This window comes from Klebsiella sp. P1954 (assembly GCF_018199955.1).
GTDB lineage: Bacteria > Pseudomonadota > Gammaproteobacteria > Enterobacterales > Enterobacteriaceae > Klebsiella > Klebsiella pneumoniae.
In genome coordinates, this window is the sequence record NZ_CP073373.1 from 765,788 (window position 1) to 785,735 (window position 19,948).

At 57.3% G+C, this 19,948-nt stretch carries 19 protein-coding genes; 11 read left to right on the plus strand and 8 right to left on the minus strand.

All coding sequences use genetic code 11. The features are described from left to right. Positions 1-156: 156 nt before the first annotated feature. Positions 157-1,374, minus strand: coding sequence for a tyrosine-type recombinase/integrase (locus KB890_RS03840; RefSeq protein WP_012542039.1), 1,218 nt, complete (start codon positions 1,372-1,374; stop codon positions 157-159). A 146-nt stretch (positions 1,375-1,520) separates the two neighbouring features. On the opposite strand from KB890_RS03840, the gene sapC reads away from it, so the two are divergent. The 3 genes from sapC to sapF are packed head-to-tail and all read left to right on the plus strand — an operon-like array spanning position 1,521 to position 4,214. Further along, on the plus strand, positions 1,521-2,411 hold the full coding sequence (sapC, locus tag KB890_RS03845) for a putrescine export ABC transporter permease SapC (protein ID WP_004151901.1): 891 nt from the start codon (positions 1,521-1,523) through the stop codon (positions 2,409-2,411). Then, positions 2,411-3,403, plus strand: a complete 993-nt coding sequence (sapD, locus tag KB890_RS03850) for a putrescine export ABC transporter ATP-binding protein SapD (RefSeq protein ID WP_004140266.1) — start codon at positions 2,411-2,413, stop codon at positions 3,401-3,403. The genes sapC and sapD overlap by 1 nt, the downstream gene beginning before the upstream one ends. A 1-nt stretch (position 3,404) precedes the next feature. Then, positions 3,405-4,214: a putrescine export ABC transporter ATP-binding protein SapF gene (sapF, locus tag KB890_RS03855; protein WP_004140269.1), complete on the plus strand. Its 810-nt coding sequence runs from the start codon at positions 3,405-3,407 to the stop codon at positions 4,212-4,214. Positions 4,215-4,258: 44 nt separating this feature from the next. On the opposite strand, the gene KB890_RS03860 is transcribed toward sapF, so the two are convergent. Beyond that, entirely contained in the window at positions 4,259-5,638 is a 1,380-nt protein-coding gene (locus tag KB890_RS03860; protein ID WP_020324868.1) for a purine-cytosine permease family protein, read from the minus strand. Positions 5,639-5,885: 247 nt separating this feature from the next. Between KB890_RS03860 and KB890_RS03865 the strand changes: the two genes are divergently transcribed. The 7 genes from KB890_RS03865 (at position 5,886) to osmB (ending at position 12,432) form a co-directional block, all read left to right on the plus strand. Then, entirely contained in the window at positions 5,886-6,428 is a 543-nt protein-coding gene (locus KB890_RS03865; protein ID WP_004196433.1) for a HutD/Ves family protein, read from the plus strand. A 198-nt stretch (positions 6,429-6,626) separates the two neighbouring features. After that, positions 6,627-7,415, plus strand: coding sequence for an enoyl-ACP reductase FabI (gene fabI, locus KB890_RS03870; RefSeq protein ID WP_004140277.1), 789 nt, complete (start codon positions 6,627-6,629; stop codon positions 7,413-7,415). Positions 7,416-7,605: 190 nt separating this feature from the next. Next, positions 7,606-8,763 (plus strand): CMD domain-containing protein, encoded by a 1,158-nt coding sequence (locus KB890_RS03875; RefSeq protein ID WP_020324875.1) that lies wholly within the window; start codon positions 7,606-7,608, stop codon positions 8,761-8,763. Between the two features lie 81 nt (positions 8,764-8,844). After that, positions 8,845-10,779: an exoribonuclease II gene (locus KB890_RS03880; RefSeq protein WP_004179478.1), complete on the plus strand. Its 1,935-nt coding sequence runs from the start codon at positions 8,845-8,847 to the stop codon at positions 10,777-10,779. Between the two features lie 158 nt (positions 10,780-10,937). Further along, a complete protein-coding gene (locus KB890_RS03885) occupies positions 10,938-11,117 on the plus strand; it encodes a YciZ family protein (protein WP_002901786.1) in 180 nt (59 codons plus the stop codon). Positions 11,118-11,188: 71 nt separating this feature from the next. Then, positions 11,189-11,938, plus strand: coding sequence for a DNA-binding transcriptional regulator YciT (locus KB890_RS03890; protein WP_002901785.1), 750 nt, complete (start codon positions 11,189-11,191; stop codon positions 11,936-11,938). Between the two features lie 275 nt (positions 11,939-12,213). Continuing rightward, entirely contained in the window at positions 12,214-12,432 is a 219-nt protein-coding gene (osmB, locus tag KB890_RS03895; RefSeq protein WP_002901783.1) for an osmotically-inducible lipoprotein OsmB, read from the plus strand. 131 nt (positions 12,433-12,563) lie between these two features. On the opposite strand, the gene yciH is transcribed toward osmB, so the two are convergent. From yciH to pgpB, 5 genes are all read right to left on the minus strand, one after another. Next, complete coding sequence (gene yciH / locus KB890_RS03900; protein ID WP_002901782.1) at positions 12,564-12,890, minus strand: stress response translation initiation inhibitor YciH; 327 nt, start codon at positions 12,888-12,890, stop codon at positions 12,564-12,566. Continuing rightward, positions 12,890-13,627 (minus strand): orotidine-5'-phosphate decarboxylase, encoded by a 738-nt coding sequence (gene pyrF, locus KB890_RS03905; RefSeq protein WP_004151907.1) that lies wholly within the window; start codon positions 13,625-13,627, stop codon positions 12,890-12,892. Before pyrF ends, yciH begins: the two co-directional genes overlap by 1 nt. Before the next feature lie 191 nt (positions 13,628-13,818). Continuing rightward, on the minus strand, positions 13,819-14,988 hold the full coding sequence (gene lapB / locus KB890_RS03910; protein ID WP_004140292.1) for a lipopolysaccharide assembly protein LapB: 1,170 nt from the start codon (positions 14,986-14,988) through the stop codon (positions 13,819-13,821). Between the two features lie 6 nt (positions 14,989-14,994). Further along, entirely contained in the window at positions 14,995-15,303 is a 309-nt protein-coding gene (locus tag KB890_RS03915; RefSeq protein ID WP_002901780.1) for a LapA family protein, read from the minus strand. Between the two features lie 135 nt (positions 15,304-15,438). Then, positions 15,439-16,206 (minus strand): phosphatidylglycerophosphatase B, encoded by a 768-nt coding sequence (gene pgpB, locus KB890_RS03920; protein WP_002901779.1) that lies wholly within the window; start codon positions 16,204-16,206, stop codon positions 15,439-15,441. Between the two features lie 163 nt (positions 16,207-16,369). On the opposite strand from pgpB, the gene ribA reads away from it, so the two are divergent. Further along, the gene (gene ribA, locus KB890_RS03925) at positions 16,370-16,972 is read left to right on the plus strand and encodes a GTP cyclohydrolase II (RefSeq protein ID WP_002901778.1); all 603 of its coding nucleotides are present in this window, start codon (positions 16,370-16,372) and stop codon (positions 16,970-16,972) included. Between the two features lie 46 nt (positions 16,973-17,018). Here ribA and acnA read toward each other — a convergent pair whose 3' ends face one another. Further along, entirely contained in the window at positions 17,019-19,691 is a 2,673-nt protein-coding gene (acnA, locus tag KB890_RS03930) for an aconitate hydratase AcnA (protein ID WP_004179474.1), read from the minus strand. Between the last annotated feature and the right edge of the window lie 257 nt (positions 19,692-19,948).

Genomic DNA, 19,948 nt, shown 5'->3' on the forward strand with positions numbered 1-19,948 from the left:
CCAGATACAAAATATCGCGCAGCACACTTTATTTCTGGAGCACCCCATCCCGGATGCCCTCTTACTTTGCTCAGCCATTCCCGCAGCCTAAAATAAATGGCAGCCCTAAAAGGTGGAGACTTTCAGACTTGTTGGCCTGGGAAGATAACGTGGGGATCAAACCAGAGGCTGACCAACCAGCTTCTCAAGGTGATCCTGCCAAACAGCAAGCCAGTGACGCTGATCATCCAGATAATCATGCAGGTTATAACGTGCCATGACACCTGCCATATGATGGCCAAGCAGTTTTTCCACAACATGTGGCGGCGCACCTAATTCAGAAAGGCGTGTCGCCACTGTTCGTCTGAGGTCATGGAGAGACCAGGGCTTCATGCCTGTTTTAGCTATAATCTGAGCAGAAAACAGAGCGACGTTTGGTTGTAGTGGCGGTCTGTCATCTTCTGGCCCCCTGTAGCGTGACAGTGTCACAACGTGTTTTGAAACTGACGTTTCCTTCTCTGCTAACATCATTCTTACTACTGCCTCGGGAAGTGCCCTTCTGACCGATTTCCCGGTTTTATAATCGCTTGCCGGAATGGTCCACGTTTGCTCATGGAAATCGAACCACTCCCATCTTGCTGTCCTGATCTCCGTACTCCGGCAGCCAGTCATGATGAGAAACTTCATTATCAGCTGTTGTCTGTATTTCAATTCAGGAAGGATGTTCCAAACTGTTTTGATTTCCTCATCACTCAATCTGCGATCTTTTACGGATGCTGTGAGACCTACGTCAGAGCGCCTAAGGCTCTCAATTGGGTTCACATTAATTACCCCTCGATTGGAGCAAAAACGGAACGTACGCTGCATCAGCCCAAGCATCTGACCAGTGACAACTCTTCGCCCCATGCCATCAAAAAGGTTAAGCCAGTGCGCTTTAGTGGTCTGATCAACAATCATGTTCCCCAGCACAGGCGCTATATGGTTATTGAAGTCCCGCCGGTTAACCTTGATTTTCACAAGACCTTCAGGGATGCAGTAATACTTTTCCCAGTAATCGAAAGCCTCTTTAACAGTGAGCGCTTCGACTTTTTTCTGTTTCTCCAGAACTGTTTGCCGTCTCGGATCGAGTCCTTCTGTCAACCAGGCCCTGAACTGCTGTCTACGTTCGCGAGCTTGAGATAAGGAGGTGGTGGGATAATCGCCAATCGTTAGCTGAGCGGCTTTCCCGTTCCATCTGTAGCGGTAAAAGAATGTTATACTGCCGGAAGTAGACAACCGGACATTCAGACCATGAGCGTCCGATATGACCTCGATCTGGTCTCTCTTTTTGCCAAGAGCTTTTCTTAATTTTGTGTCGGTAAGCAATGTGTACACTCCGGAAGATGATATACACATCAGTGTACACATTTTGGTTAAATTGATAACCTTCAAATCAATGCAGAACACACAAAATTAAAGCACTCAATGCTGGCAAGGCGTTGGTATTAGCGGGATTTTTGAAAAGACTTAAAGCATGACTAACAAACTTAAAACGGATTCATATGCCCTACGATAGCGTTTATCTGGAAAAGCGTCCGCCCGGCGCGCTGCGCACCGTATGGCGTAAGTTCTATGGCGACACCACGGCGATGATCGGTCTGTACGGCTGCGCGGGCCTGCTGCTGCTCTGCGTCTTCGGCGGCTGGTTCGCCCCCTACGGCATCGACCAGCAGTTCCTCGGCTACCAGCTGTTGCCGCCGTCGTGGTCGCGCTATGGCGAAGTCTCCTTCTTTCTGGGAACCGATGACCTCGGCCGCGATGTGCTGAGCCGACTGCTGAGCGGCGCGGCGCCCACCGTCGGCGGCGCTTTTGTCGTCACCCTCGGCGCCACGCTGTTTGGTCTGGTGCTGGGCGTGATTGCCGGATCGACCCACGGCCTGCGCTCGGCGGTGATGAACCATATCCTCGACACCCTGCTCTCCATCCCCTCGCTGCTGCTGGCGATTATCGTCGTCGCCTTTGCCGGGCCGCATCTGAGCCATGCGATGTTCGCCGTCTGGCTGGCGCTGCTGCCGCGCATGGTGCGCTCCGTCTACAGCATGGTCCACGATGAGCTGGAGAAAGAGTACATCATCGCCGCCCGCCTCGACGGCGCCTCGACGCTGAATATTCTGCTGTTCGCCATCCTGCCCAATATCGCCTCCGGCCTGGTGACCGAGATCACTCGCGCCCTGTCGATGGCCATTCTGGATATTGCCGCGCTGGGCTTTCTTGATCTCGGCGCCCAGCTGCCTTCGCCGGAATGGGGAGCCATGCTGGGCGATGCGCTGGAGCTTATCTATGTGGCGCCGTGGACCGTGATGCTCCCCGGGGCGGCGATTATGCTCAGCGTACTGCTGGTCAACCTGCTGGGCGACGGTATTCGCCGGGCGATCATTGCCGGGGTAGAATAATGCCGTTACTCGATATTCGTCACTTAACCATTGAATTTAAAACCAGCGAAGGCTGGGTAAAAGCCGTCGATCGCGTCAGCCTGACGCTGACCGAAGGCGAAATCCGCGGCCTGGTGGGGGAATCCGGCTCCGGGAAAAGCCTTATTGCCAAAGCTATCTGCGGCGTGACCAAAGACAACTGGCGGGTCACGGCCGACCGCATGCGCTTCGATGACATCGACCTGCTGCGACTGTCGAACCGCGAGCGCCGGAAGCTGATCGGCCATAATGTGTCGATGATTTTTCAGGAGCCCCAGTCGTGCCTCGATCCCTCTGAGCGCATCGGCCAGCAGCTGATTCAGAGTATCCCCGGCTGGACCTACAAGGGCCGCTGGTGGCAACGGCTGGGCTGGCGCAAGCGCCGGGCCATCGAGCTGTTGCACCGCGTCGGCATTAAAGATCACAAAGATGCCATGCGCAGCTTCCCCTATCAGCTGACCGAGGGCGAGTGCCAGAAGGTGATGATCGCCATCGCCCTGGCCAACCAGCCGCGTCTGCTGATTGCCGACGAGCCGACCAACGCCATGGAGCCGACCACCCAGGCGCAGATTATTCGCCTGCTGACGCGGCTCAACCAGAACAACAACACCACCATCTTGCTGATCAGCCATGACCTGCAAATGCTCAGCAAATGGGCGGATAAAATCAACGTCATGTACTGCGGGCAGACGGTGGAGAGCGGGCCCAGCGAAGAGCTGATCACCCTCCCACATCACCCCTACACCCAGGCGTTAATCCGCGCGATCCCGGATTTCGGTAGCGCCATGCCGCATAAAAGTCGCCTCAACACCCTGCCTGGAGCGATCCCGCTGCTGGAGCAGTTGCCTATCGGCTGTCGGCTGGGGCCGCGCTGCCCGTACGCCCAGCGCGAGTGTATCGAAACGCCGCGTCTTACCGGGGCGCGCAACCATCTGTACGCCTGTCATTTCCCGTTGAACATGGAGAAAGAGTGAAATGGTCGAAACATTGCTGGAAGTTCGCCAACTCAGTAAGACCTTTCGCTACCGCACCGGCTGGTTTCACCGTCAGACGGTTGAGGCGGTTAAGCCGCTGAGTTTTACCCTGCGCGAACGGCAGACGCTGGCGATTATCGGCGAGAACGGCTCCGGGAAATCGACCCTCGCGAAGATGCTGGCGGGCATGGTGGAACCCACCAGCGGCGAACTGCTGATTGACGATCATCCGCTGACTTTTGGGGATTACTCCTACCGCAGCCAGAAGATTCGCATGATCTTTCAGGATCCGTCGACCTCGCTGAACCCGCGTCAGCGCATCTCGCAGATCCTCGATTTTCCGCTGCGACTGAATACCGATCTCGACGCCGAGGCGCGGCAGAAGCAGATAATCGACACCCTGCGCATGGTCGGTCTGCTGCCGGACCACGTCAGCTACTACCCCCATATGCTGGCGCCCGGTCAGAAGCAGCGTCTCGGCCTCGCCAGGGCGCTGATCCTGCGCCCGAAGGTTATCGTCTGCGATGAGGCGTTGGCCTCGCTGGATATGTCGATGCGCTCCCAGCTTATCAACCTGATGCTGGAGCTGCAGGAGAAACAGGGCATCTCCTATATCTATGTCACTCAGCACCTGGGAATGATGAAACACATCAGCGATCAGGTGCTGGTGATGCATAACGGCGAAGTGGTCGAGCGCGGCAGCACTGCCGATGTGCTGGCCTCGCCGCTGCACGACCTGACCCGGCGCCTGATCGCCGGCCACTTCGGGGAAGCCCTCACCGCCGACGCCTGGCGCAAAGACGGGAAATAGCTGGCAGGCGACGGCAGGGGCGGCCCTCACGCCGCCCTTGTCATTCAGGTAGAAGGGAAAAGACTCTGCGCCGGCAGCGACCGGCGGTCAAAGCGGCGCAGCGCGTAGTAAAGAACCCCGGTGCCAAACCAGCCTATTATCCATGAGACATCGTTACCGGCGAAGATCCACGTGAGCGAACCATGGAACAACGGGTTCTCAATGAACGGCAACTGGATAAGCACACCGACGATATACAGGGTGATCGCGTACAGGTTCCAGAACCCGTAGCGTTGCTGCGGGTCGCTTAGCGCCGGAATATCGATGGCGCCCTTCGAGATAAGATAATAATCCGTCAGACAGATGGCGCTCCACGGCACGAAGAACGCCAGCAGAAACAGAAGAAAATGCGTGAAATGCTTTAAGAAAGCGGGTTCGCTAAGCAACGCGATAATGCAGGAAGCCGTCACCATCAGCACCACGAATGCAATGCGACACTTTTGCGACAGCACGGTTTGCCGGCGGAAGGCGGAAACAATGGTGGTCAGCGACATAAAACTGCCGTACGCATTGAGGGTAGTGAAGGTAATTTTACCAAAACAGATGGCGAAATAGATAACCATGGCCATCGCCTGACTCTTACCTAATCCCACCAGATAGCTCACCTCGTGACCAGGGAACGCGCTGCCGGCAATGGCCACTGTCAGAACCCCGAGCGTCATCGACGTTTGGGTACCCAATACGGTGCCGAAAAACACTGAGCACCACGTTTTCGTGGCGGAAACATCGCGTGGCAGGTAGCGCGAATAGTCGGATACATAGGGGCAAAAAGCGATCTGCCACGATGAGGAGAGCGATACGGCTAATAAAAACGTCGGCAGCGAAAAATGGTTATTGTGCGCGAGCGCACTGAGATCGGCCGAAAGTAGCAGCGTGATGAACATATAAACGAAGGCGAGAATTCCGACGATACTCGCCAGTTTGCCCAGCTTGTGGATCACCTTATAACCGAGGACGGCGATAACGATAATAATCGCACTGAATATCAGCATCCCGGCTACGTGGCTGATATTCAGTAGTTTGGCCATTGCCTGCCCGGCCAATACGGTGCCGCTGGCAGAAAAACCGATATACATGACGCAAACCAGCACCAGCGGCACCACCGCGCCAAAAACCCCAAACTGGGCGCGGCTAAGGATCATTTGCGGAAGTCCCAGTCGCGGTCCCTGCAGCGCATGCAGAGACATCACCGCCGCCCCCAGCATCTGACCGACCAGCAGCCCGACCAGAGACCACACTACATCGCCGCCCAGCACAACGGCTAAAGCGCCAGTGACAATCGCCGTAATTTGCAGATTGCCGCCAAACCAAAGGGTGAACTGGCTAAAAGGGTGTCCATGCCGTTCGCTTTCCGGGATGTAATCAATCGACCGCCTTTCACTCATTCCAGCATAATTGCTCTTTGACTGCCCGTCTGTAGACGAAAACGAAGACATAGGTTCCTCACTCAAGTTATTAATATCACCTCACTCAATCGTTCTTGTATATACAAGCATTGACAACTCACCGCCTTGCATGCACTCTCATTTTGTGACGAATATGTAAAATATTTGTATTGCAGAAAGTTACTAAACTAGCTCAAGGCGGTGCTTATTGTTGACGCCGGAAGCGATTAACTAAGGTATGCTGCCCATGATGGTCCCTTTTCAACTTTCGACGCTCCCCGTCACGCCGTGGAAAAACGGCGGCGGAGAGACGCGCGAAATCATCTGCGTACCCGCTCCAGATGCCCCTTTTCTCTGGCGAGCGAGTATTGCCACCCTGCAGGCGGATGGCCCTTTCTCCCCCTTTCCTGGCGTCGACCGGGTCATTACTCTGCTGGCGGGGCAGCCGCTACGGCTGTGTGGCGAGAATATCGACCAACCGCTGGCGCTCTGGCAGCCGTGGGCTTTCCCCGGCGAATGGGCGCTGTCCAGCGTCGGGATCGTTGCGCCAGGGCTGGACTTCAATATCATGACTCAGCGCGGGTGCGCGTCGGCGACAGTTCAGGTCGTTAGCGACCTGCAATGCCCTGCCAGCGAGGGGGTCGCTTATGTTCTACAAGGCGAGTGGGATCTGGCCGGGCGACGCTGCGCGGCCGGCAGCGGCCTCTGCTGGCGCGGTGGATCGCCGCGGAATCTGCGTCCCGTGGGCAGCAATGGACGCCTGCTGCTGGCGGAGATCGCGCTCAAATAATCGTCAGGAGAGATGATATACTGCAGCTATCGCGATGTACTTTTGCCCCGCGCGGCGCGGACCGGCTGAAAAATATCGTGACACAAGGGGTCGTCAGTGGGATATAATTCCCGGCTAAATTTGAGTTATTTTGAAATAACAATGTTAACGTTATGATTGTTAAAGTAAAAATAAGCAATAACGATAAGGATTAAAGCTATGGGTTTTCTTTCCGGTAAGCGCATTTTGATCACTGGCGTCGCCAGCAAACTGTCCATCGCCTACGGCATCGCGCAGGCAATGCACCGCGAAGGCGCGGAACTGGCATTCACCTATCAGAATGAGAAACTGAAAGGTCGCGTAGAAGAGTTTGCTGCCGCGCTGGGTTCTGACATTGTGCTGCCGTGCGACGTTGCTGAAGATGAGAGCATCACCGCGCTGTTCACCGAGCTGGAAAAAGTCTGGCCAAAATTCGATGGTTTCGTCCACTCAATCGGTTTTGCCCCGGCTGACCAGTTAGACGGCGACTACGTTGACGTTGTCACTCGCGACGGCTTTAAAATCGCGCACGACATCAGCGCTTACAGCTTCGTGGCAATGGCCAAAGCCTGCCGCGGCATGCTGAACCCGGGTTCGGCTCTGCTGACGCTCTCCTACCTGGGCGCAGAGCGCGCGATCCCGAACTATAACGTGATGGGTCTGGCCAAAGCCTCTCTGGAAGCTAACGTCCGCTATATGGCTAACGCCATGGGTCCGGAAGGCGTTCGCGTCAATGCCATCTCTGCCGGTCCTATCCGTACGCTGGCCGCGTCCGGTATTAAAGATTTCCGTAAAATGCTGGCGCACTGCGAAGCGGTCACCCCGATCCGTCGCACCGTCACCATTGAAGATGTGGGTAACAGCGCAGCCTTCCTGTGCTCCAACCTGTCTGCGGGGATCTCCGGTGAAGTCGTTCACGTTGACGGCGGGTTCAATATCGCCGCCATGAACGAGCTGGAACTGAAATAAGTTCCTTCCCCTCCTCGCCCCGGTGAGGAGGGTTCTTCCATCCCCCACGCCTTACGCCCCACCTGTTATTCCAATCGGCTATTTGTTAGCACGTATCAATATTTTCTCCTGCTTCCGGGTTACGCCAGGATAGTTCTGCATAAACGATCCGCGGAACGGCGGTTCGCCACATACCGAACAAGGAAAGCCCATGGAGCCACGCCGCGTGAATGGCAAAAATCACTGGTATCACGAAACCCAGTCAACAATCTGCCCGGTGGATGTCCTGCCGCTCGTCCCTGAAGCCGCCCATGTTGAAGACCGCTTTTTGCTGGACCTGACGCTGCCGGCCGCCTGGCTACGTGCCCACGCTGACTGGCTACACCCCGCACGCCAGCTGGCCGAACTGCTGTTTCCCGACCAGGTGGCGGTGAGTCGCCTGCAGACCTTTACCGCTTACGATCGACTCAGCACCGCGCTCACCGTCGCCCAGGTCTACGGCGTCCAGCGGCTGTGTAACCACTACGCCGCCCGCCTTGCTCCCCTGCCAGGCCCCGATTCCTCGCGCGAGAGCAACCGTCGTCTGGCGCAAATCACGCAATATGCTCGTCAGCTTGCCGGTTCGCCCTCGGTTATTAATGCTCTCTCCCGTAGCCAGCTGGACGAAGTGGGCTTAACCAGTCGGGACATTATTCTGTTCAACCAGATTATCGGATTCGTCGGCTTCCAGGCGCGGGCGATTGCCGTCCTGCAGGCGGCCCAGGGCTTTCCGGTGCGCTGGATCCCCGGTATGCCCCAGCAAGAGGAGTCACCCGCGGAGCTGTTCGCCCCGCCGCCGGGAGCATGGCAGGCAGACATTGCGGATCCCGACCTGCAGTATGCCGATGATGAGCGTCAGCGGCGCATCGCCGGCTGGCAGTCGCTGCCCGGTCTGGGCGAGCTGGCGCCGCTGCTGGCCTGCGACCCACAGTTATTCGCGCCTCTGGAGACCTTGATCCGCCAGCTCAGCACGGATGATACCTTTGGCCCGCAGGTCGCCTTACTCACGGCGCGCACCAATGGCAGCCCCACCTGCTTTGACGCCTGGCTCCCCCACTGGCAGGGTGAAGAGGAGTTCGCCAGCCATCTGCGGGAGGGCGACCAGGCCCTCCATCACTGGCTCCAGCAGCATCCTCAGGCCCGGTCTCTCGTGACCGCGGTGCAGCTGTTAACCCGCTCGCCTGACCGGTTTAGCGCCGCCCAGTTAACGCCCCTCGCGGAATATCGACTCTCTGAGCAACAAGCAATCGATCTGTTGATCTGGAGCGGGCTGTGCGGATGGATGAATCGTCTGAAAATCGCCCTCGGCAATGTGCGTCAGCAGACGTAAATTGCTGAAACAGCGCTTGCTGCGGCAGGCATATTCGCGTAAAAATGTCAGCCGCTCTTTTAGCCACGAAAATACCTAATTATGTTTCAGGATAACCCGCTGCTAGCGCAGCTTAAACAGCAACTGCATTCCCAGACGCCGCGCGCGGAAGGGGTCGTTAAGGGCACGGAAAAGGGCTTTGGCTTCCTCGAAGTGGACGCTCAGAAGAGCTACTTCATTCCGCCGCCGCAGATGAAAAAAGTGATGCATGGCGACCGTATCGTCGCGGTGATCCATTCTGAAAAAGAACGCGAAAGCGCCGAGCCGGAATCGCTGGTTGAGCCCTTCCTGACTCGTTTTGTCGGTAAAGTCCAGAAGAAAGACGATCGCCTCGCTATCGTTCCTGACCATCCGCTGCTGAAAGACGCCATTCCCTGCCGCGCCGCCCGCGGCGTTGAGCACGATTTTAAACAGGGTGACTGGGCCGTCGCCGAGATGCGCCGTCATCCATTAAAAGGCGACCGCGGATTTTACGCCGAGTTGACGCAGTTCATCACTTTTAGCGACGACCACTTCGTCCCATGGTGGGTAACCCTGGCGCGCCATAATCTTGAGAAAGAGGCACCGGACGGCGTCGCCACCGAGATGCTCGACGAGGGGCTGACGCGCCGCGACCTAACCACCCTCGACTTCGTCACCATTGACAGCGCCAGCACCGAAGATATGGACGATGCGTTGTATGCCGAGTCCACTGCTGATGGCAAACTGCTGCTGACGGTCGCCATTGCCGACCCGACCGCCTGGATTGCCGAAGGCAGCAAGCTGGATAACGCCGCAAAAGTGCGCGCCTTTACCAACTATCTGCCGGGCTTCAACATTCCAATGCTGCCGCGCGAGCTGTCGGACGACCTCTGCTCCCTGCGCGCTAACGAAGTGCGCCCGGTGCTGGCCTGCCGGATGACCCTGGCGGCCGATGGCACCATCGAAGACAATATCGAGTTCTTTGCCGCCACCATCGAATCGAAAGCCAAGCTGGCCTATGACGACGTCTCTGACTGGCTGGAAGGCCGCGGCAGCTGGCAGCCGGACAGCGAGGCGATCGCGCAGCAAATTACGCTGCTGAAGGACGTGTGCCAGCGTCGTAGCGAATGGCGTCAGACCCATGCGCTGGTGTTCAAAGACCGTCCGGACTACCGTTTTGTTCTCGGCGAAAAAGGCGAAGTGCTGGATATCGTCGCGGAACCGCGTCGCATTGCCAACCGCATTGTCGAAGAGTCGATGATCGCCGCCAACATCTGTGCCGCCCGCGTTCTGCGCGACAAGCTCGGCTTCGGCGTTTATAACGTTCATACCGGTTTCGACCCGGCGAATACCGAGCAGTTGGCCGCCCTGCTGAAAACCCATGATGTGCACGTCGACCCGACGGAAGTGCTCACCCTGGAAGGGTTCTGCAAGCTGCGCCGGGAACTGGACGCTCAGCCGACCGGTTTCCTCGACAGCCGCATTCGCCGCTTCCAGTCGTTTGCGGAAATCAGCACCGAGCCGGGCCCGCACTTTGGTCTTGGGCTTGAAGCCTATGCCACCTGGACCTCGCCGATCCGTAAGTATGGCGACATGATCAACCACCGTCTGCTGAAAGCCATCATTAAAGGCGAGACCATTGCGCGTCCCCAGGATGAAGCCACCGTGCAGATGGCGGAGCGCCGTCGTCTCAACCGGATGGCCGAGCGCGACGTCGCCGACTGGCTGTACGCCCGTTTCCTCAACGATAAAGCCGGGACCGATACCCGCTTCGCGGCGGAGATCATCGACGTCAGCCGCGGCGGGATGCGCGTGCGTCTGGTGGACAATGGCGCGGTCGCCTTTATTCCGGCCCCGTTCCTCCACGCCGTGCGCGACGAACTGGTGTGCAGTCAGGAGAACGGTACCGTGCAGATCAAAGGTGAAGTAGTCTATAAAGTGACTGACGTTATCGATGTCACTATCGCTGAAGTTCGCATGGAAACCCGCAGCATTATTGCGCGTCCGGCGGTCTGACGCCCCTTCACAGCGGTTCCTGCGGGAACCGCTGCTTCTTTCCTCTCTATCCAGCCATTTCCGTCGCACCGATTAAGGTTGTGCGTTTTTTTCGCTTCTCTTTTTCATTCATTTTTAGCATCATTGATTTCATTCGTTTTTGTTACCAGGATAATGCCATGTCAGATGTGAATGCCCACCTGCTCGCTCAACGTATCGATACCGTGCTGGATATTCTGGTTGCCGGTGATTACCATTCTGCGATCCATAATCTGGAGATCCTCAAAGCGGAGCTGCTGGCGCTGGCAGCGGACGATGCTGAACAACAAAACCAACCCAAGGCGCCCTGGGAAATCTGAATATCAGCCATGCCGCAGCCGGCCATATGGACCGGTTGCTCGCCATATAGCCCCCTAACAGTGATGTTGCTATGAACGCCCGACAACAAAGTATTTTGCAAGTGGTCATCGATAAAGGCCGCATGAGCGTCGCCGATCTGGCGAAGATGACCGGTGTCTCTGAGGTTACTATTCGTCAGGATTTGAATTTGCTGGAAAAGCAGAGCTATTTGCGCCGTACTCATGGCTATGCCGTACCGCTGGACAGCGAAGATGTCGAAACCCGCATGATGACCCATTTCGCCATTAAGCGTGAGCTGGCCAGCCGGGCTGCGGCGCTAGTGAATACCGGTGAAACGGTATTTATCGAAAACGGCAGCAGCAATGCCCTGCTGGCGCGTACGCTGGCCGAGCGCGGCGATATCACCATCATTACCGTCAGCAGCTATATCGCCCATCTGCTGAAAGAGACCCCAGGAGAGGTGATCCTGCTGGGCGGAATTTATCAGAAACGTAGTGAGAGTATGGTCGGTCCGCTAACCCGTCAGTTCATCCAGCAGGTGCATTTCAGCAAAGCCTTCATCGGGATCGACGGTTGGCAGGCGGAAACCGGCTTTACCGGCCGCGATATGATGCGTGCGGACGTGGTGAACGCCGTGCTGGAGAAGCATTGTGAGGCAATTATTCTTAGCGACAGTTCAAAATTCAGCGCGGTACATCCCTATCCGCTCGGTCCCGCCGGCCGCTTTAATCGCGTTATTACCGACGATCGCTTACCGGACGCCTGTCGCGAACAATTGCTCCGCAGCGGCCTGACCGTCGATATCGTGCCCTACATCTGATCCTCCGCCGCCCCATCTCCTGCCAAAGCGCCGGAAGGGGCGCTTTATCGCTCTGAGAGTATTCCGAGCCGCTAATTAAGACTTTTTACCTGACGATAAATTTTAAAAAAAGTAAAATTATTATTAGCGATATAACAGGAAGTGACTATCACCTGCGTGATTTTCGTGACACCTGCGCACCTTAACTTCATGGAATTGCCCTAAAGCTGCTTTATCAGGCTATGCTTAAAGGAGCGCTGTAATCCATGAATAGATTATTCAGGAGAAAAAAAATGATGACTTCAACGAGCAAAAAAATGGCTGCTGTCGTTCTGGCTGTCACTGTAGCAATGTCTCTGAGCGCTTGCTCTAACATGTCTAAACGCGATCGTAACACGGCTATCGGCGCTGGCGCCGGCGCTATCGGTGGTGCGGTGTTAACTGACGGTAGCGCGCTCGGTACCCTGGGTGGCGCAGCAGTCGGTGGTATTATTGGTCACCAGGTCGGCAAATAATTTAATTATCTGACGAAATAAAAGAATAATTCACACGAATTGACTTACGCACGTTAAATCATTCAAGGCCGCGGCATTTACCGCGGCCTTGTTATTTCAACCAGACCATTGGAGCAGAGGGAAAATAGCGATCAGCCACCGGCTAACTTGACCTTCATCCCTTTCGCCTCAAGCAGCGACTTGAGTAAATCCCGCTTATCGCCCTGGATCTCGATCACGCCATCTTTCACCGCGCCGCCGCAGCCGCATTTCTTTTTCAACTCTGCCGCCAGAGCGGTTAGCGCAGCATCGTCGGCATCAATCCCGCTAATCAGACAGACGCCTTTGCCCTTGCGGCCGCTGGTCTGGCGCTGGATCCGCACAATGCCGTCGCCTTTCGGGCGCACCGGCGCCGGTTTCGCCTCGTCGATACGCCCGGTTTCGGTGGAGTAGACCAGACGGCTGTTGGAATCGCTCATTATGCCCCCTTGCGCAGAGAATCGTTGATCGCCCGCAGCGTCGCGGCTGGATCCGCCGACTGAGTAACCGGGCGACCAATCACCATATAGTCTACCCCAGCTTCCTGAGCCTGCTCAGGAGTCATAATTCGCCGCTGATCGCCAGCGTCGCTGCCCTGCGGACGAATCCCCGGGGTCACCAGCTTAAACGCCTGCCCCAGCTCATGCTTAAAGCGCACCGCCTCCTGGGCTGAACACACCACCCCATCAAGGCCGCAGCGTTGGGTCAGCGCCGCCAGCTTCGCCGCGTAGTCAGCCGGAGATAAGGTAATGCCCAGATCCTGTAGATCGCTGGACTCCATGCTGGTGAGCACCGTGACAGCGATCAGCAGCGGCGCATCTTTGCCAAACGGCAGCAGCGCTTCGCGCGCGGCGGTCATCATTCGCGCGCCGCCGGAAGCATGGACATTCACCATCCATACGCCCAGCTCAGCCGCTGCGGCCACCGCGCGGGCGGTGGTGTTGGGAATATCGTGAAACTTAAGGTCCAGGAACACCTCAAACCCACGCTGATGCAGATCGCGGACAAACTGCGGGCCCAGCAGGGTGAACATCTCTTTGCCCACCTTCAGGCGGCAGTCGCGCGGGTCGATGCGGTCGACAAATGCCAGCGCTTTATCGCGATTATCATAGTCGAGCGCAACCACAACGGGAGAGGATGTGACAGCGCGGGAAGATGGGATAGCTGTAGACGTCATGACCAGACCTTAGTGTTGATGGGCGCCGGGGTGGCGCAAAAAAGGTAAACGGGCAGCATTCTACCTGTGAAGCGAACAAAATAACAGACTGCCGTACCTGCCCTAACCGGACGATGGCGCTGCCGGGGCCGCGCCTGGAGAGGAGTGAAGCGATAAGTATGTTGTAACTAACGGAGGGCTTTTTTTTGGCTTTACTGGCCGTCGAGACCGCGAATGGGTTTAATGGTCGCCCACGAGCGGCAGGACGGACAATGCCAGTAGAGTGTATGAGCGGTAAACCCGCATTTCTGGCAGCGATAGCGTGGTTTGCTGCGCACCTGCTCACCAACCATGTTTCGCAGCACCCCAAGGCTTTCTTTCGCCCGCCCTTCTTCCGCTTCGTTGAGATGGTAGTCCATCAGCTTATGGAAGACGCGCATGGTCGGGTGGCGTTCCAGCTGCCGGGTGACGTAGTTTTGCGCCGCTTCGACGCCTTCCCGCTGCTCAAGGATCTGCGCCAGCATCAGTTCGGCGGTCGCCCCGGCGTTCTCCTCCACGCAGCGGCGCAGAAAAACTTCCCATTCATCGGTTTTGCCGAGCTGCTGGTAGCAGGTCTGCAGCATCTCCAGCGTTTCACCCACCAGCTCTTTATCCTGATCGATAACCCGCTCGAGGCTCTCCACCGCTTTGGCGTAGTCGCCCTTTTCCATCCACACCCGGCCCATCATGATCGATACCCGGGCGCTGTTGCGGTCCGCGGCTGCGCCTTTTCTCAACAACGCCATCGCTTTATCCAGATCGTTGGCTGCCATCTGCTGCAGGGCCAGTTCGCACCAGAAGTTGGCGATTTCGCCACGATGTTTCTCTTTCCCCAGTTTCACCAGCCGTTCAGCCACTTCAATAGCCGACTGCCAGTCGCTGGTCGCCTGGTAAATCTGCAGCAGTTGCTGCAGCGCGCCGAGGCGGAAATCGGTCTCATCCACCAGCTGTTTGAACATGTCTTCCGCGCGGTCATACAGTCCGGCGGCCATATAATCCCGTCCCAGCTGCTGCACCGCCAACAGGCGCTGATCGTAGGTTAACGACGCGCTTTCCATCAGGCTCTGGTGAATTCGGATCGCGCGGTCGACTTCGCCGCGCGAACGGAACAAATTACCGAGCGTCAGGTGCGCCTCAACGGTACCGGTATCCTCTTTCAGCATATCAAGGAACAGGTCGACGGCTTTATCCTGCTGGTTGCTGAGCAGGAAGTTAACCCCCGCCACGTAATCTCGCGACAGGCGGCTCGCATCGTCCTGTTTGGACTGTTGTGCACTTCTGCGCCCCATGTACCAGCCGTAAGCGGCGGCAACGGGTAAAAGCAGAAACAACAACTCCAGCATAAGAGGTTATTCCTTCACCGCAGGCACGCCTGCGTCGACAGCCGCCGGGCTGACGGGGGCAATCTGATGCTCAAGACGCTTAATTTTCCGCTCCGCGCGCGCCAGTGAGACACGCACCCGCAGCCAGAACAGGCCGCAGATCAGCCAGCCAATGGCAAAGCCCGCGGCAAACAGCACCGCCAGCAGCGTCGATATGCGGAATTCACCCTGAGCGAGTAAATAGTTGAAAGTGACCTGTTGGTCATTCTGCGCCCCCAGCGTCACTGAAATGACGAAGATTGCTAACACCAGTAAGAAAATGAGTAAATATTTCACATGACTTCCCGTTATGTGGGTTGCGCGAAAAAAGCCCGCTTTCAGCCCTATAAAGTATCATTTTCGCCGCAGCGGTGGAATGAAAAAGCATGGCAACTCTTCAGGATATGCGGTCGGATGCCGCTAAAATCAACATTATTCCGCTTCAGGCATCCGTTTTTTAATATCCTGCGCCTCTTCTCCGGGCGGCGAGAGCGGCCCACAAAGGCGCTGCGTCAGCCAGCAGGCCACCGTGACCAGCAGCCAGGAGATCAGCGTGGCGACGATGAGATCCAGCGGCCAGTGCATGCCCAGCGCCAGGCGACTGCCCATCACCGCCGTCGCCCACACCAGCAGCACCGCGATTGTGCCCCAGCGGCGACGCGGCCACAGCAGCCCCGCAGCGAGTAACGCCCAGCTGGCGGCAAACATGGTGTGACCTGACGGGAAAGCAAACCCCGTCTCCTTCTGCCAGTGTTTGCGTAAAAATGACGGAATGTCCTGCGCCTGCGCCAGCTGTTCATGCACCAGTTTAGCGCGTTCTTTACGCTTTAACGCGTAGAATTGCGTCACCGGCACCTGCCTTGTGTTTTCCAGCCAGATGACGAACGGTCTCGGCTCCTGGACCCGCGCCTTGACCCAGGATTTCGCCCCCTGTCCCGCCAGGATAGCGGCGGCAAGGATAAGGAACAGGATCAACGCCGCGCGCAGCCGAAAGCGCAGACACCAGAGGAACCAGCCGCAAAGCACGACATGAGTGATAATTCCCCACGGCTGGGTCACCGTTTCCGTCACCCACCACAGGCTTTTCAACATGGCAACCGGCAGTCCAGGCTGCCACAGCCACCCGGAAAGCCAGACCGTGAGGGGCATAACCAGCAGCAGCGCCGCCGCGAGAGCAGTTCGTCGGGCTATCAACAGCATTTTCTCTCCTTCTCCTTGTAGATGAACATCATAGCGGAAAGTAGATCGTTTGTGCGCTTTCCACACGGCTAACCGTTCGCGATTAGGAGAACGTCCAGGCGTTGTGGCAAAATAGCGGGAAACAGAAAGCACAGTCAGGTGCTGACAGAATCTGGAGAATCACATGCAGCTTAAACGTGTGGCAGAAGCCAAACTGCCAACCCCCTGGGGCGATTTCCTGATGGTGGGTTTTGAAGAACTGGCAACCGGACAGGATCATGTCGCGCTGGTATATGGCGATATATCAGGGCAGTCGCCGGTCCTCGCCCGCGTACATTCAGAGTGTTTGACGGGCGATGCCCTGTTTAGCCTGCGCTGTGATTGCGGCTTTCAACTGGAAGCGGCTCTGTCGCATATCGCTGAAGAAGGTCGGGGGATCCTGCTGTATCACCGCCAGGAAGGACGCAACATTGGTTTATTGAATAAGATCCGCGCCTACGCGCTGCAGGATCAGGGCTACGACACTGTCGAAGCGAACCATCAGCTTGGCTTCGCCGCCGATGAGCGCGATTTCACCTTGTGCGCCGACATGTTCAAATTGCTCAACGTTGAGCAGGTGCGGTTATTAACCAATAACCCGAAAAAAGTGGAAATTCTTACCGAAGCCGGGATCAACATTGTGGAGCGGGTGCCGCTGATCGTCGGGCGTAACCCGAAAAACGCTCACTATCTGGACACCAAAGCCGCCAAGATGGGCCATCTGCTGAACAGCAAGCCGACAGAATAAACCGGTGGAATAACCGAAAAAGGGCCAGCGATGCTGGCCCTTTGTTTCACAGCATATTACGAATAACGTAGTGCAGGATGCCGTCGTTGCGGTAGTAGGTGAGTTCGGTCGCCGTGTCGATACGGCACCGACAAGGGATCGCTTCCTGCGAGCCGTCAGCGCGAGTCAAGGTCACCGGCACCGTAGCGCCAGGCTGAAGCGACTGCAGATTGCTGATGTCAATCCGCTCTTCTCCGGTCAACCGCAGCGTTTTGCGGGTGACGCCCTGCGGGAACTCCAGCGGCAAAATGCCCATTCCGATCAGGTTGGAACGGTGGATACGCTCGAAGGACTCGGCGATCACTACCCGAATCCCCAGCAGGCGCGGCCCCTTCGCCGCCCAGTCACGGCTGGAACCTGAGCCATACTCCTTACCGGCAATCACCGCCAGCGGTGTGCCCTCAGCCTTGTACAGCATCGCCGCATCGTAAATCGCCATCGGTTCAGGATCCGGCAGATGGCGGGTCATGCCCCCTTCCACCCCTGGGACCATTTCGTTACGAATGCGGATATTGGCGAAGGTGCCACGCATCATCACCTCATGGTTACCGCGACGGGAACCATAGGAGTTAAAGTCGCGCCGGGCAACCCCATGCTCCTGCAGATAGCGGCCTGCCGGACTATCGGCTTTGATGCTCCCCGCCGGCGAAATGTGGTCCGTGGTGACTGAGTCGCCCAGCATGGCGAGGATCCGCGCGCCGCGAATATCCTCTACCGGCAGCGGCTCGGCGCCCATCTCGTCAAAGAACGGCGACAAGCGAATATAGGTCGAGTCCTCCTGCCAGTCGTAGGTATCTGACGCCTCCACCTTGATCGCCTTCCACTCCTCAGTGCCGGAAAACACTTCTGCGTACTCTTTGCGGAACATCTCGGTGGAGACCTGTTCCACCGCGCGGGCAATCTCCTCCCCGCTCGGCCAGATATCTTTCAGATAGACCGGCTCGCCATTCTTGCCCTGTCCCAACGGCTCGCGGGTGAGGTCGATATTCATGTTCCCCGCCAGCGCATAGGCGACCACCAACGGCGGCGAGGCCAGCCAGTTGGTTTTCACCAGCGGATGAATACGCCCTTCGAAGTTACGGTTACCGGAGAGCACTGCCCCGACGGTCAGATCGCCTTTTTTGATCGCTTCTTCGATAGGTTCAGGCAATGGACCGGAGTTACCGATACAGGTGGTGCAACCATATCCCACCAGATTGAAGCCGAGCTGGTCGAGGTAAGGCGTCAGGCCGGCATGGGCCAGATAATCCGACACCACTTTCGAGCCTGGGGCCAGGGAAGCTTTCACCCACGGCTGCGGCTGCAGGCCGCGTTCGACGGCTTTTTTCGCCAGCAGGCCGGCGGCCATCAACACGCTGGGGTTAGAGGTATTGGTGCAGGAGGTAATCGCTGCAATAGCCACCGCGCCATCCGGTAGCGAATAGTGATGCCCGTTCAGCGTATAGTCAACCGGCTGACGCTGACGCTGAAGGTGGTTAACCTCCAGCTCGCCGCTGGCGGCGAAGGCTTTCGGAACATCGCCCAGCGCCACGCGATCCTGCGGTCGCTTCGGCCCGGCGAGGCTCGCTTCGACGCTGCTCATATCCAGCGCCAGGGTACTGGTAAAGACCGGCTCATCGCCAGGCTGGCGCCACATGCCCTGGGCTTTAGCGTAGGCTTCCACCAGCGCGACCTGTTCTTCGCTACGGCCGCTGAGACGCATATAGCTGAGCGTTACGTCATCGATAGGGAAAAAGCCACAGGTGGCGCCATACTCCGGCGCCATATTGGCGATGGTCGCCCTGTCGGCAAGGGGTAAGGTATCCAGGCCGTCACCGTAGAATTCAACAAACTTGCCGACGACGCCATGCTGACGCAGCATTTGGGTAACCGTCAGTACCAGGTCAGTGGCGGTGATGCCTTCGCGCAGTTTGCCGCTGAGCTTAAAGCCCACAACATCGGGGATCAGCATTGACACCGGCTGGCCCAGCATAGCGGCTTCCGCTTCAATCCCGCCCACGCCCCAGCCCAGCACGCCAAGACCATTAATCATGGTGGTATGGGAGTCGGTGCCCACCAGCGTATCCGGCCACGCCATCCACTGGCCGTTCACCTCCTCGCTCCAGACCGCCCGGCCGAGGTATTCCAGGTTCACCTGGTGGCAAATACCGGTGCCCGGCGGCACCACGCTGAAGCGGCTGAAGGCCTGCTGCCCCCAGCGCAGAAAAGCGTAGCGTTCGTGGTTCCGCTCCATTTCCAGGCGGACGTTGTCTTCGAAGGCCTCGTCGTCGCCGAAGCGGTCAACGGTCACCGAGTGGTCGATAACCAGGTCAACCGGCGATAGCGGATTAACCTTCGCCGTATCGCCGCCAAGGCGTTTCACCGCCTCGCGCATGGCGGCCAGATCCACTACCGCCGGCACGCCGGTAAAGTCCTGCATCAGGACGCGTGCCGGACGGTAGGCGATTTCCCGGTCGGCATGGGCCTGTTGCAGCCAGCCGGCCAGGGCGCGAATATCTTCTTCAGTTACCGAGTCACCGTCCTGCCAGCGCAGCAGGTTCTCCATCAGCACCTTCAGCGACTTGGGCAGTCGACTGATCTCGCCCAGCTGCTTCTCCGCCAACGGCAGGCTGTAGTAATGCCAGGTTTTCTCGTTGACCTGCAGCGTGTCCTTACTGGCTTCTCGTAGGGTTGACGACATAGCTCCTCCTTTATCTCAGGGATGGCATACCCTGATTCTCCTCAGGGTCTCCATTAAAGATAACACATACTGAGCATAACACTTTGATAACAACCCAAATTGCTAAATACGACGAGACAGAGAGAGAGGAAACGGGAATTATCCGAGAGCAGGCGAAATAGCACCAAAATAGTGCAAAGAGGGCGTATGCCGATATTGTATTAGTACACGAGGACAAAAAAAGAGCTAATCGGCCAGCGGGCAGTGATTAGCTCTGG